Raw genomic sequence first — 12,290 nt, forward strand, 5'->3', positions numbered from 1 at the left:
TTTACCTCACCGCCGCCAGAAGCTGGTCGAGCATCTCGCCGACCGCCGCGAGGATGCGCGCCGATGCCTCGTAAGACTGCTCGAGGTCGATGAGGATCGCCATCTCCTCATCGATATTGACCCCGGTCGACGAATGATGCGCCTGGGTCAGACGGTCGAACAGCGCCAACTTGCTTTCGGCTGACGCGTTGGCGTTGGAGCGCAAAGATTCGAGCCAGCCGAGGCTCGCCTCGGCGTAGCCGGCGACCGAATAGGTGCCGGCGATTCCGGCATTGATGTCGGTCGGCAGCGGGTCCGACATGGCCTCGACATAGCCGATCAGGCGGTCGGCATAGCCGCTGCCGCCGGTGGTGTTGGAGACATAGGCTGCACCATTGGCCCCGCCGTCGCGCAGCAATTGCGGGTCGCCGCCAACGTCGGGATCGAACAGCCCGTTGACGCCGAGCGTCATCGCGATGCCGGTGCTGACCGTGCCGGCCGCCGGCAGCGCCGGACCGCCCGCATAGGTGAACAGACCGGCCAGCGCCGGGCCGCCGCCGCCGGACTGGTCGGTTTCCGCAAATGTCGTGATCAGGCCGCGGGCGATCTCGTCGAGCTGGCTTTGCACCTGTAGCGAGACTTCGTCGCGCATTTGGACCATGGCGGCGAGCGCGCCGGTCGCACTGGTGTTGCCGCCGGTTCCGCCGATCACGGGAACGCCGTCGATCCTGATCGCTTGACCGTCGACACCAGGCGCGAAACTCGATTGCGGCTCGAAGGAAACCGTGCGCGGGATCGTCTCGAACAGGGTCACGCCCTGCCCCGTGTAGAGCACGATGTCGTTGTCGGCGCGGCGCACCGCGGAGACCGACACAAACTCGGAAATCTGCCGCAGCAGGCTGTCGCGCCGGTCGAGCGCGTCGTTGACGTCGTTGCCGACCCGGGTACCTTGGACGATCTCGTTGTTGACCTGCTCGAACTGCCCCAGCAGGTCGTTCAACTGGCCGACGGCGGTTTCGATGTCCTGGTCGATCGATGCCCTGAAGTCCTGCACCACGAGCGACGCCGTGTTCAGCCCGTCGGCGAGGTCCTTGGCGTAGCTGACCGCCGATGACGCCAGCAGCGTGTTGGACGGGTCCGTCGCATAAAGCTGCAACGCGTCCTCGAAAGCGGAGATGAGCGTCGCCGGCGCGGTCGAGTTCTCGATGCCGTTGATCAGGCTCTGCAGCCGGTTGGTCGTGTCCGCCACGTAGGACTGCGAAGTGCTGTCGGAGCGCGCCGACAAGCTCTGGACGAAGAGTTCGTCATTGGTGACGCGGCGAATGCTGACGACGCGCGCGCCGGCCTCGGAGCTGACCACCTGGGCATCGCGGGTGACGTAATTCTCGTTCGATGCCTCAGAGATGTTACGCGACGTCACTATGGTCTGGCGCGCAGTGTTCAGCAGGGAGTTTTGCGCTATCTGAAGTGCCAGACTTAGAGACATTGCAGTATCGCCGCGCGGACCCGCATGATCGCCGAAGGCCTGGAAGACTTACAACCGGCTTTGCGATACGGGTTCATCGGAAAGCCTTACCGTTTGAGATTCAAGAGAACGTCCATCAGATCCGATCCGGTCTGGAACACCTTCGAGTTTGCGGTGTAGTTCCTTTGCGACTGGATCATCTCCGTCAGTTCTTCGGCGATGTCGACATTCGATGTCTCGACCGCGCCGGAAACGACCGACCCGTTGCCGCCCTCATCGGGGAAGCCGAGCCGCACCTCGCCGGACATGTCGGTCTGCACGAAGACATTGCCGGTCAGCGAGCGCAGCTGGTCGGGGCTGTTGACCATCGCCACCGGCACACGAAACAACGGCTCCGTTGTGCCGTCGGTGTACTGGGCGTAGACGGTGCCGTCGGTAGCGAAATCGACCCGCTCTATGGTCGCCGGGCCATTGCCGTTGACCGCTACGTCGGAGACGATGAAGCCGGTCGAAAGCTGCGTCATGTTGGCGAGGTTGAGCGTCATCGGCTGCCCGCCTGGAACCGGAATCGCGATGTTCATCGCGCCGCTCATCACGCCAGTCATGCTGTCGAAGGTGATCGCCTGCGTGGCGACCGGGCCGGCCGAATAGGGGAACGAGGTGTCCGGCGCGGCCTCGGCTTGGTCGAACACCGTGACATCCCACGCATTGGCGCCCGTCTTGGTGAAATAGATATCGAGGATCGTCTCGCCGCCGAGATCGTTGTAGACGACCATCGATGTTTTTTCGGTGTACTCGCTGTCGCTGGCGTTGGCCGAGGGCAGGTTGCCGGTCACGGCCACGGCCTCGGCGGGAAGGTTGGCCTCGAATGCGGCTTCGGTCGACGGCGTTGCCGTCAGTTCGCTGCCGGTGATCGCGACCGGCTCCAGCCCGTCAAACGAGTTGACGACGACCGAAGGCTCCCCGTTCGCATAGCTGTAGCCCGTCAGGAAGTAGCCGGCGGCGTTGATCAGTTGTCCCTGTGCATCGGGCACGAAGGAGCCGGCGCGCGTCAGGAACGAATTGCCGGATGCGTCCTGGACCACGAAAAAGCCGGATCCGTCGATCGCCAGGTCGCTGGCGGAGTTAGAATATTGCAGCACACCCTGCTGGGAGACCGCCTGCCGGATCGTGGTGACGACGCCGCCGGAGTTGTAGTTGCCCGATCCGGCATTGACGACAAGAGTGGAGAATTCGATGCCGAAACGCTTGTAGCCGTTCGAGTTGGCGTTGGCGATGTTGTCGGCGATGGTCGACAGCTTGCTCGCCTGCCCTTGCATCCCGGAAACGCCTGTACGCATCATGCCATAGAGGCTCATGGGGGCACCCCTCCAATCTTCTGGTTAGCCGAGCGTAACCTCCAAATCTTGTCCGAAACTGCCCGCTTCCACTTCGGCGCGATTGCCGGTCTTTGTTTGCGCCGGATTTTTCGCCGCCTCGGCGTCAAGCCGGTAGCCCAGGAACCGCTTGGAATCGATGATCTCGAAACCGAGAACCTTTCTGAGCTTCTTGCGCAGTTTCGAGATATGGCTCTCGATCACGCACTCCTCGACATCCTGCTCGAACAGGCCGTAGACCGCGTTGTAGATCTGGCTGCGCGTCGCGCGGCGGTCGCCATTGGAGGCGAGGTATTCGAGGATCCTGCGCTCCCGGCGCGGCAGCGGGAAGGTCTTGCCGGCAATCTCCGGATCGCGTCCGTCGGTATGCACGAGCAACTGCCCGAACTCGAGCGTCGCGCGCACCGGTGTCTTGCGGCGGCGAATGGCAGCGACCCTGGCCAGGATCTCCTGGACATGAACCGGCTTGCGAACCACATCGTCGGCGCCCGCCTCGAACAGCCGAAGAATCTCCGGCAGCGCGTTCTGTTCGAGAACCGAAATGATCGGAATTTTAGAATTCTGCCTGATAAGGTGAATCAAGCATCCATCGACTTCGGAGTGACCAACAAGAAAAGCCTCAACCGAATTCAGTTCATTCGCACTAATAGATTCGAGCCAAGACTCGATCTCAAACCCACTTATACCAAAAACCGGAAAACCAATACGCTGAAACATACCGCCGAAACCTTGCCGAACAAGGTCGCGGTCATCAATAACCACTATCATCGTTCATCCCCCGGCCGAATCAATTCATTGTTCGGTGACTTCGGGCTTAACGAATCGGTGATTCTGTCCACAATGGCAAAAACTTGGGGATTGCACTTATTAACAAAGTGTGAATGAAAGCAAACTCCCAGTTACCAGCCAGAAATACAACCTTACGTCATCTGCCGCAGAATTTTTTTGCCGCCGGGGTCCACTTGCCGGCGCCGACTTCGACCAGATTGCCGATAACCCGGCACACATAGCGCTTTTGCGCGGCATCGTTGTCCGGCCCGGCATGATAACGAGCAACCGCCATTGACCATGTTTTGTGTCTGCTTTTCAGAGACTTGAGGAAGCGCGCTGCATACATCACATTGCTTCTCGGATCGAACATTGCAGCGTCGCTGGGGAACTGGTCGCGATGATAGTGGTGGTTGATCTGCATGCAGCCGATATCGACCAGGTCGATGCCTCTGCGCCGCGCATCGCGCAGGATGCCGACCGCCTCAGGTAGCGAATCAGCGAAGCGTGATTCGCCGGCAATATTCATCGCATACGGGTGCAGTCCGCCGTTCAGGCCGGATTCAGTGAGCCCTACGGCGTATAATACGCCGACCGGGATGCCGAAGGACTGTGCCGCATTTGCAACATGCGCCTCGCAAATTCCGCGCCGCTCAAGACCCGATGCCAAGGAAGCATCATATGTAAACGCGGCCGCCAGCAGACTGATCCCGGCTACCAGGGCCCGGGTCCGTTGACTGCGAGACAGCGTCCCGGCCTGGCGTTGCCCAGCCCTGCGACTGCGACGATCTCCTGTCGGTGCCGTTGCGATCCTGATGCGCCGCATCCCTGCTGCCTCCGTGATCCCTGCCCGCATTGTCCTGCGACTGATACTGGGCCATCTCGCTCCGTCCGCCCGAGACCGTGATGTCCGGGGCGGAAATGCCGGCCGACCGCAGGGTCGACGCAATCAGCTCACCGTCATTGGCGATCATTTTTGCCGCCAGTTCGGATTCCGCGCGGATGGAGACGCGCAATTCGCCGTCGATTGAGTGTAAGCGAATACTCACCTTACCAAGCTCAACGGGGTTAAGCTGCAAGAGCAACGTCTTGACGGTTCGCGGACCGGTCGCCTGCTCGGATACGGTCAACCGCGTCAGGGACATGCTCTCCAGTTCGCGTGCGACCGCTTCGCCGACCTGGCGGCCCACGGCGTCAGGCGCAGCGCCGGGCTGAACCGGTGCCGCCTGAACCGTCACCGGTTGCCCCTGTACCGTATTCGACAATACGGGTTTGGCATCGGCGACCGGCTGCGCCGCGTCCGGTTTGCGGGCCGTTACGCGCTCCGCCAGATCGTTGCGCTCGGCGGCGGACAACCGGGCGAGCGGCTCGGCATGACGGACGCTCTCCTGCGTGTTGCCTGCGGCGGCCGCCGTCTCGGAACCGTTGCCGCTGAAGGCTTTGGAAATGCGGGCGATCGCGCTTTCGATGCGCGTCAGGTCGGCGCGCGTATCGCCTTGCCGCGGACGTTCGGCCTGCTCCGGCGCCACCGGAGCGACCGGCGGGATTGCGGTGGCGCCGCGACCGGCGGCGGCTACACCCAGTACCGGAACCGCCGATTGGCCGAGCGTGGTCTTGGGCTCGCTCCGCTGCGCTGCTGCGGCGGCGGCAGCGGCCTTCTCACCCGCCTCGCCTTCCGGTTGCGCCGACATGCCCTGCTGCAACGCCTTCAACGCTTCCATCACATCGCCGGGCGTAGCGGTTTGCGCCGCGGCGACGCTTTCAGTCTTCGCCGGGGTTGCTTCAGCCTGCCCCACGGGCATTGCCTCGGCATCGCCGGTCAAAGTCTCTGAGCCATTGACCTGCTCAAGCTGTTCGAGGATCGCCTTCAAGGCGGCATGGTGCCGGCCTTCGACGCCATTCTCCAGGTTTTCGCCGCTTTGCGATGCGGCGCGGGCTTTGCCTTCGTCTGCCGCGGATACGGTCTCGCTGTTACCCGCTTCCCCCTTGTCTGCGGCGGCAGCGCCGCTTTCCGGCCCATTGCCGGCCTGCGCCGGCCGTGTCTCAGACGCCGTGCCGTCAGTACCGCCGGACCGTGCGCGCAGCGACTTGGCGCGGACCAGTTCCTCGCCGAATGCGTCGCCGCCGGTCGCCGTATCCGCACCCTGCCGGTTGTCGGACCCGCGTTGCGGGTTTGCGCCCTGGACAACCGCCGGCATCACCTGGCCCATCATTCCACATCCTCCAGAACGTTTTCGATGTCGCTCAACCTGTCGCGCGCATTGGAGACAAAGTCGTCGAAGTCCTCCATCAGAGGATCGGATTTGGCGCCCGGATTTTGGAACATGCTCTTTGAACCGGGTTTTTCGGGAGCCGCCGCACTCATGGCCGTCCGCTTGCCCTCGGCATTCCCGGCGCCCACCGGGTCGGGGCTGCCCACCGTATCGGCGACGGCCAGAACCGCGTTCAGCAATTCGCGGTCGCCGGCGGACAGTTCTCCGGTGTCGACGCGACGCAGCTCTTCCGCCACTTCGCGGACATTTTCCGATGTGACCTCCGACATGCGCATGTAGAGTTTCTGCCGGAAACCCGTCGGATCGGCTTCGGCGACTGGATCGTCGGCCAACTCGTCGGTGGCGACCGGCATTTCGGCGTCGACCACGGTTTCGGTGAGCGCCCGAACGAGATCCACCTTGCCCGCCACGGTGGCCGACCGCATCAGCCGCACGACCACAGCGTCGCGATAGGGCTTGGGCATGAAGTCGAGGACCTCGAACATCACCGCGCGATCGACCCGCCCGTCCATGGCAACGGCCCCGGTCACGAACTCATGAGCGAACTGCATCGCATAGGGCGAGCGTATGTAGCGCCGCGCATAGCGGCTGGCGATGCGCAGGAAGTTTTCGGGGTCCTGCCGGCGCTTGTGAATGGTCATCAGCCGCCGCAGCGCCGCCTCCTCGACCAGCGTGCCCGGCGCCAGCAGACGCGCCGTGTCGAAATCGAACATCGCCTTGTCGTCGTCCTCGGTGACTAGCCCGCGCACAAGCGCCAGCGACGCGCCGAACAATCCGCCGACCTCGCGCGGATGGGCATTCTGCAGGCGTTGTGCTGCCGTCTTCACCCCGCCCTTCTGGAAAACGAGTATGGCGACTGCGAGCCGCACCAGTTCATCGCCGCGCTCGCCGACAATCGGAATCAGCTCCTCCAGCGTGGCGGGATTGCCGCCCGCCATCGAATAGGAGATCAGCGCGCGCGCATTGCGCTCGTCTGTCAGCACGGTGCGGTCGAGGCCGCGAAAGCCGGCATCCACCACCTTGGCAAGGTCGGCCTGCATGCTGAAGGCGGCGGTGTCGCCATAGGCGACCTTGTCTTGCAGGATTTGCAGCGAACGCATCAGCTTGTATGGCTCGGCAAGTGGCGCGTCGTCGCCGGCGGCCGGGCTCGCCACAGCAGCAAGCGCCAATGCGAAAACGCGAAAGCCGGCGGCCGTCATTGCCGATCGACCTCGACTAGGACCTCAATGCGCCGGTTCTTCGGTGACAGCGGATTGTCTCCGACGAGAAGCTGCCGGTCGGCGAAACCGGTGATCTCGCGCACGCGGGTCTCTTCCAGGCCGCCGCGCAGCAGCATGTAGTAGGCCGACTGCGCGCGCGCCGCCGACAGGCGCCAATTGTCATAGGCGTCGGAGCGGAACGGCCGCGCATCGGTGTGGCCGCGGATGCGGATGCCGCCCCGCTGGTCGGCCAGCACTGCGCCGATCTTCTCCATCGCGACAACCAGGTCGCGGCTCGGAATGGCCGAGCCGACATCGTACATCGCGACATCGATGTTGTCGGTCAGCGATATCAGGATGCCGTCGTCCCGGGCGACGACATTGAGTTCCTCGGCCAGGGCGGATTCCGCCCCGAATTCCTCGGCCAGGCGCTCGCCGATCGCTCGCCGCAACGCCTCTGCTGCGGCCTCCAAGGGATCGGCCGCCTCGGAACTTCCGCTCGTCTCGGCCATCTCCGTCGCGCCATCTTCGCCATCGCCGGGTTTGGTGTCCGCCATGGCCGCCATGTCTTCCGGATTGTCTTCCGGATTGCCTTCCGGATTGTCCTCCGGCTTGGTCTCCGCTCCGGCGGCGTCCTCAAGCTCGATCTGGCGGGGCAGCCTCGCCTGCTTCGCGGCCGCGCCTCCCGTATCGCCGTCCTCGGCGTTCAGGGACGCCGTTTCCAGCTGCGCCTCGGGGTCGCCCTGCAATCCTGCCTGGCCGCCGATCTCTTCGGTCGTCGCCGGCACTTCGAGACGCATCTCGTCTGCCGCGTCATCGGCTTCGCCCGATGTCTCGAAGTTGCCGGCAAGTTGCCGGTTGTCGTTGGCGTGGCGGACCTCCTCGTTCCAGAAATTGGGGGAGAACGGATCCATGAAGGATTCCCCGCCCTCGGCGTCGTTGATCGCCAGGTCGCCGTTGCGACCGCCTTCCTCCTCGATGCTCTTGGCGATCCCCGGCACCTCGTGGGCGGCGATCTCGTCGAGCGCTGCGAACGGGTCGGAGAAGAACTGGGCCTCCGCCTCGGTCTGGTTCTCGCTGATCGTCTCGGTCGGCGTTTCCTTGTTCTCGGTCTCCGGAAACTGCTCGTTGGGGGTGGTCATCTCGACGTCCTGGACCCCCTCGGCGTCGTGCAGTCCCTTGACGCTGCGGTTGCGGTCGACCAGCTTGACCGGGTTGAAGTAGCTGGCAACGGCCTTCTTGGTTTCCTCGTTGGCCGCGTTGATCAGCCACAGCACGAGAAACAGCGCCATCATCGCCGTCATGAAATCGGCAAAGGCGATTTTCCAGGCGCCGCCGTGGTGGCCTTCCTCGCCGTCGCCGCCGCGCTTGATGATGATGATTTCCTGGTGCTTCTCGCCGTCGTTCATGCCGCAACCCCGTCAAGCAGGCGGTCGACATCGGCCAGCCGTGTTGCCAGCACGGTCCTGCCGACCTTGGCGACGATGTCCACCGTGTCGGCGGCCACGAGGCGTACCGGCGGGTTGTCGTCGGCCCACTGCTCGCGGAACGAAAGCAGCAGCCGTTCCGGCCCCTTCAGTTCGAAACTGACCGCATCGCTGTCGACCAGCAATTCGCTGACCTCGGCGACCAGCGCCGACACCATGTGGTCGGCGAGCGACCCCCTGATCCGCGTGGCCACCAATGGGGCGAGTTCGCCAGCGATTGCGGCAGTGATGTCTTCGCGGGCTTTCGGGATCGCCGTATCCACGATGTCGTGCAGCGCCATCTGGTAGACGGTTTCCAACCGGGCGATCTCGTCGTTGTGCGCCGCCTCGGCGGCAGCGTCGGCGGGCGGGCCATCGGCCGGGATCGCATGCGCCGCTTCCGGCAGGCCAGTCAATCCAGACCGATCCGGCACGTCCGGAAGATCAGGTAGAATCGGCGCTGCTGCGGGCACCACCGGATCGCGCTCGCCGGGCATCGGCCCGGCGAATGGCGAGAGCGGATCGTCGGCCGGCTGGCCAAGCGGCTCCAGGGCCGGCCCGTCTAGGTCGATATCGAGATCGATCACCCCGCCGAGATCGGCGTCGCCGGCCAATACCTGCAGCGGATCGGGTTCAGTTGCACCGGTAAATGGCGCGGACATGTCGATCGGCACGAAATCCGGCCGCCCGGCGGCTTCGGCCACCAGCGGCTCGAAGCCGGACGCGCGCGCCTCGCGGCGCGGCGGCGGGCCGGTCATCAGGTCCGGCAGCACGTCGAACAGCTTGGCGCGGCTCACTTACGCGGCCTCCTGCCTGACCCAGCGGCGCAGCACCTGCGCGGCGCGTTCCTCGTCGAGATCGACAATCATGGTCAGGCGGTCCTCGGGCGAGGGCCGCATCTTGGCCAGGATCTCGCTCTGGTCGGCGGCATGCGGCGAGACCGGAAGCGGCGGCAATTCCGGAAGATCGTCGAAGCTTGGGCTGCCGGCGAAGACATCGTCGATCGAGCCGCCCGTATCGAGCGCCGACAGATCACCGACGGAATCGAGGGCCGGCAGTTCGCCGGCGATGCCGCCACCGGCCTCAACGGCAGGCCGGCTGGCGCCGAGTGCGGCGATCAGCGGCCGCAAGCCGAGGAACACCACCAAGAGGATCGCGGCGATGAAGGCGAGCGCGTTGATCAGCGTGCCGAGATGCTCGCTGACCACATCCAGCGCGCCGCGTTCGGTGACCGGAACGCCGTCGATGCCCTCCAGGAAGTCGACGGCGGTCACCTGGACGACATCGCCGCGCGCATCCGACACGCCAGCCGCAGCCACCGCCAGTTCGCGGATTCCCGCCAGCTTCGCGTCAATCTCGGTCGGATCGGCGTTGCCGCCGAGCGTGTCGACGATGCGGGCGCGGTTGACGACGACGGCAATCGAGAGCCGGTTGATGGCGTAACCGTTGGAAACCGTGGCGATGCGCTTGCTGTTCAGTTCGTAGTTGGTCGTTTCCTCGCGCCGTTCGCTGCGCTCGCTCGACTGCGGTCCGCCGCCGGCGGCCTCCGGCTCTTCGGGCAAGTTCTGCTCGATCGTCACCGGGTCGTTGCCGGTCTGCTGCGATGAGGCGTCCTCACTGCGCACGACCTGCACCGAGCGCTCGACGCGCGAATCCGGATCGAAGATCGTTTCCTCGACCTGCCGGCGGTCGGTGTTGACATCGGCCTGCACGCTGACCCGCAAATTGAGATTGCCGATATAGGGCGCGAGCGCCTTGTGCACGCTGTCGGCGACATTGCTTTCGACGGTGGCCTTGATGCCGAGATTGCTGGTCGCGCTGGAGGTCAGCGGATCCTCGCCGGCGGCCAGCAGCCGCCCGGTGGCGTCGAGCACCGTGACGTTCTCCGTCTGCAGCCCGGGCACCGCCGCCGAAACCAGGTGGCGGATGGCGAACGCGCTGGATTCGGCGTTCGATCCCTCGTAGCGCACCACCACCGATGCCGACGGCGTCTGTTCGGCGAAGCGGAAATTGCCCCGATCGGCGATCACGATATGAACCCGCGCGCCCTTGATGCCGCGAATGGTCTGGATCGAGCGGGCGATCTCGCCTTCCAGGGCGCGGACCCGGGTCACCTCCTGCATGAACGCCGTCAGGCCGAGCGAACCGAGATTGTCGAACAGTTCGTAGCCGGCGCCGGCGCCGTTCGGCAGGCCCTTCTCGGCGAGTATCATGCGGGCGCGGCTGGTCCGGCCGGCCGGAACGAGGATCGCGGTGCCCTCGGTGTTGACGTCATAGGGAATGCCGGCATCGGCCAGCGCCATGCCCATCCGGGTCACGTCGTTGCGTTCCAGGCCGACATAGATCGGCTGGTAGGCGGGTCTGTTGAGGTAGTAGGTGCCGACCAGAATGGCGGCGACGGCGAGAACGCCGACAGCGCCCATGACAGCCAATCGCCTGACACCCAGATCGGTGAGGTTCTTGAGAATCTGCTGGAACTGTTCGGGCAAGGCCACAACTCCCTATCGGACTTCCGGCATAGCCCGCGAAGCTTGTGTGAGAGTATCCGGCCCGCGACGCGGCGGAACGAATGTCACCTTTCGCCGACCATGGAAAAAGCCGGCCGCATCGCTGCGGCCGGCGGGAAAACGGCACCGGGCGGGATTATCCCTGGAAGAGGGAGAGAATGGTCTGCGCGTTGCTGTTGGCGATCGACAGGGCCTGCACGCCAAGCTGCTGCTGGACCTGCAACGCCTGCAGCCGCGTCGATTCCTCGCTCATGTCGGCATCGACAAGCTGGCCAATACCCCGTTCGATGGCATCCATCAGATTGTCGACGAACGTCCCCTGCATGTCGATTCGCTTCTTGAACGCACCGAGATCCGAGGCCGAGGTCGTCATCGCCTGAAAGGCGACGTCGACATTGGAAATCATGTCGTCGATGTCGATATCGTTGACGTTGGTGGCGGTGACGTCGAGGGTCAGCACGGACACGGTCACGCCCGCAGCGCCGGTCGTCGTGAAGTCCGTGTCGAGAATGCCAGAGCCGGCCGCGTTGGCGTCGACCAGCGCGGTCGAGGTGATGTCGACGGCGATTGTCGACACCGAAACCGTGCCGTCATTGGCGCGGGTAAACGACGACACGATGTTCTTCGTCGCCGAATAGCTGGCCGCGCTGGAATCGACGGAGAGCCAGTTCTCGCCACTGAACGAGGCCGAACCGGCGATGGCGCCGAGCTGGTTCTGGAGTTCTTCGATCTCCGACTGGATCTTCGACCGGTCGACGCCCGGCTCGCGCGCCGCGACCAGCTTCGACTTGATCGCGTCGGCGACCTCGATCGCACTGTTGATCGCGGTATAGGCGACATCCACCTTGGCCGCGCCGAGACCGAGTGCGTCCTGAACGGTCGACAATGCCGAATTGTCCGAGCGCATTGTCGTTGCGATCGACCAGTAGGCGGCGTTGTCGCTGGCTTCGGCAACCCTGAAGCCCGTCGAGATGCGCTGCTGCGTCGATTCGATGTTTTTGGTCGTTGCCTGCAACGCCTTCAGGGCGGTCATTGCCGCCGTGTTGGTCATGATGCTGGACATGGCACCCCCTTCATGCGCTGCCGCCGGTGGTTTTCCTTACGGCGCAGGGCCCTCGCCGCTCCGACGGGACGGAAGTGACCCGATTGCGGCTGCGTTTCGGGCACAGGCAAGACAGCGGATACCGCAAGGTTCCTTTGCCTTCGCCTCGATGCGTTTCGCATCGCGCCATCACCGCGCAACTCCTCGCGTCTGCC

10 protein-coding genes are annotated in these 12,290 nt (G+C 64.4%); all 10 read right to left on the bottom strand.

Annotation, left to right across the window (positions count from 1 at the left end; translation table 11 throughout):
• Position 1 precedes the first annotated feature (1 nt).
• Positions 2-1,465 (bottom strand): flagellar hook-associated protein FlgK, encoded by a 1,464-nt coding sequence (flgK, locus tag ACO06R_RS01510; RefSeq protein ID WP_421855177.1) that lies wholly within the window; start codon positions 1,463-1,465, stop codon positions 2-4.
• Positions 1,466-1,551: 86 nt separating this feature from the next.
• Positions 1,552-2,802 carry a flagellar hook protein FlgE gene (locus tag ACO06R_RS01515; protein WP_421855180.1) on the bottom strand — a complete coding sequence of 417 codons (1,251 nt, stop codon included), beginning with the start codon at positions 2,800-2,802 and terminating at the stop codon, positions 1,552-1,554.
• A 24-nt stretch (positions 2,803-2,826) separates the two neighbouring features.
• Positions 2,827-3,588: a response regulator transcription factor gene (locus ACO06R_RS01520; RefSeq protein WP_421855183.1), complete on the bottom strand. Its 762-nt coding sequence runs from the start codon at positions 3,586-3,588 to the stop codon at positions 2,827-2,829.
• Between the two features lie 157 nt (positions 3,589-3,745).
• On the bottom strand, positions 3,746-4,258 hold the full coding sequence (locus ACO06R_RS01525) for a transglycosylase SLT domain-containing protein (protein WP_421855186.1): 513 nt from the start codon (positions 4,256-4,258) through the stop codon (positions 3,746-3,748).
• Between the two features lie 7 nt (positions 4,259-4,265).
• Positions 4,266-5,801 carry a flagellar hook-length control protein FliK gene (locus ACO06R_RS01530; RefSeq protein ID WP_421855189.1) on the bottom strand — a complete coding sequence of 512 codons (1,536 nt, stop codon included), beginning with the start codon at positions 5,799-5,801 and terminating at the stop codon, positions 4,266-4,268.
• Positions 5,798-7,060: a hypothetical protein gene (locus ACO06R_RS01535; protein ID WP_421855191.1), complete on the bottom strand. Its 1,263-nt coding sequence runs from the start codon at positions 7,058-7,060 to the stop codon at positions 5,798-5,800. Before ACO06R_RS01535 ends, ACO06R_RS01530 begins: the two co-directional genes overlap by 4 nt.
• A complete protein-coding gene (locus ACO06R_RS01540) occupies positions 7,057-8,469 on the bottom strand; it encodes a MotB family protein (protein ID WP_421855194.1) in 1,413 nt (470 codons plus the stop codon). Before ACO06R_RS01540 ends, ACO06R_RS01535 begins: the two co-directional genes overlap by 4 nt.
• On the bottom strand, positions 8,466-9,323 hold the full coding sequence (locus ACO06R_RS01545; protein WP_421855197.1) for a hypothetical protein: 858 nt from the start codon (positions 9,321-9,323) through the stop codon (positions 8,466-8,468). The genes ACO06R_RS01540 and ACO06R_RS01545 overlap by 4 nt, the downstream gene beginning before the upstream one ends.
• Positions 9,324-11,021 (bottom strand): flagellar basal-body MS-ring/collar protein FliF, encoded by a 1,698-nt coding sequence (fliF, locus tag ACO06R_RS01550; RefSeq protein ID WP_421855200.1) that lies wholly within the window; start codon positions 11,019-11,021, stop codon positions 9,324-9,326.
• Positions 11,022-11,169: 148 nt separating this feature from the next.
• Positions 11,170-12,096 (bottom strand): flagellin, encoded by a 927-nt coding sequence (locus ACO06R_RS01555; protein ID WP_421855203.1) that lies wholly within the window; start codon positions 12,094-12,096, stop codon positions 11,170-11,172.
• Between the last annotated feature and the right edge of the window lie 194 nt (positions 12,097-12,290).

The sequence above is a fragment of the Oricola sp. genome (assembly GCF_965230365.1).
Classification (GTDB): domain Bacteria; phylum Pseudomonadota; class Alphaproteobacteria; order Rhizobiales; family Rhizobiaceae; genus Oricola.

Excerpts from the sequence above, each read along its gene's own strand:
- flgK (WP_421855177.1), bottom strand. The coding sequence starts at position 1,465 with ATGTCTCTAAGTCTGGCACTTCAGATAGCGCAAAACTCCCTGCTGAAC.
- ACO06R_RS01515 (WP_421855180.1), bottom strand. The coding sequence starts at position 2,802 with ATGAGCCTCTATGGCATGATGCGTACAGGCGTTTCCGGGATGCAAGGG.
- ACO06R_RS01520 (WP_421855183.1), bottom strand. The coding sequence starts at position 3,588 with ATGATAGTGGTTATTGATGACCGCGACCTTGTTCGGCAAGGTTTCGGC.
- ACO06R_RS01530 (WP_421855189.1), bottom strand. The coding sequence starts at position 5,801 with ATGATGGGCCAGGTGATGCCGGCGGTTGTCCAGGGCGCAAACCCGCAA.
- ACO06R_RS01535 (WP_421855191.1), bottom strand. The coding sequence starts at position 7,060 with ATGACGGCCGCCGGCTTTCGCGTTTTCGCATTGGCGCTTGCTGCTGTG.
- ACO06R_RS01540 (WP_421855194.1), bottom strand. The coding sequence starts at position 8,469 with ATGAACGACGGCGAGAAGCACCAGGAAATCATCATCATCAAGCGCGGC.
- ACO06R_RS01555 (WP_421855203.1), bottom strand. The coding sequence starts at position 12,096 with ATGTCCAGCATCATGACCAACACGGCGGCAATGACCGCCCTGAAGGCG.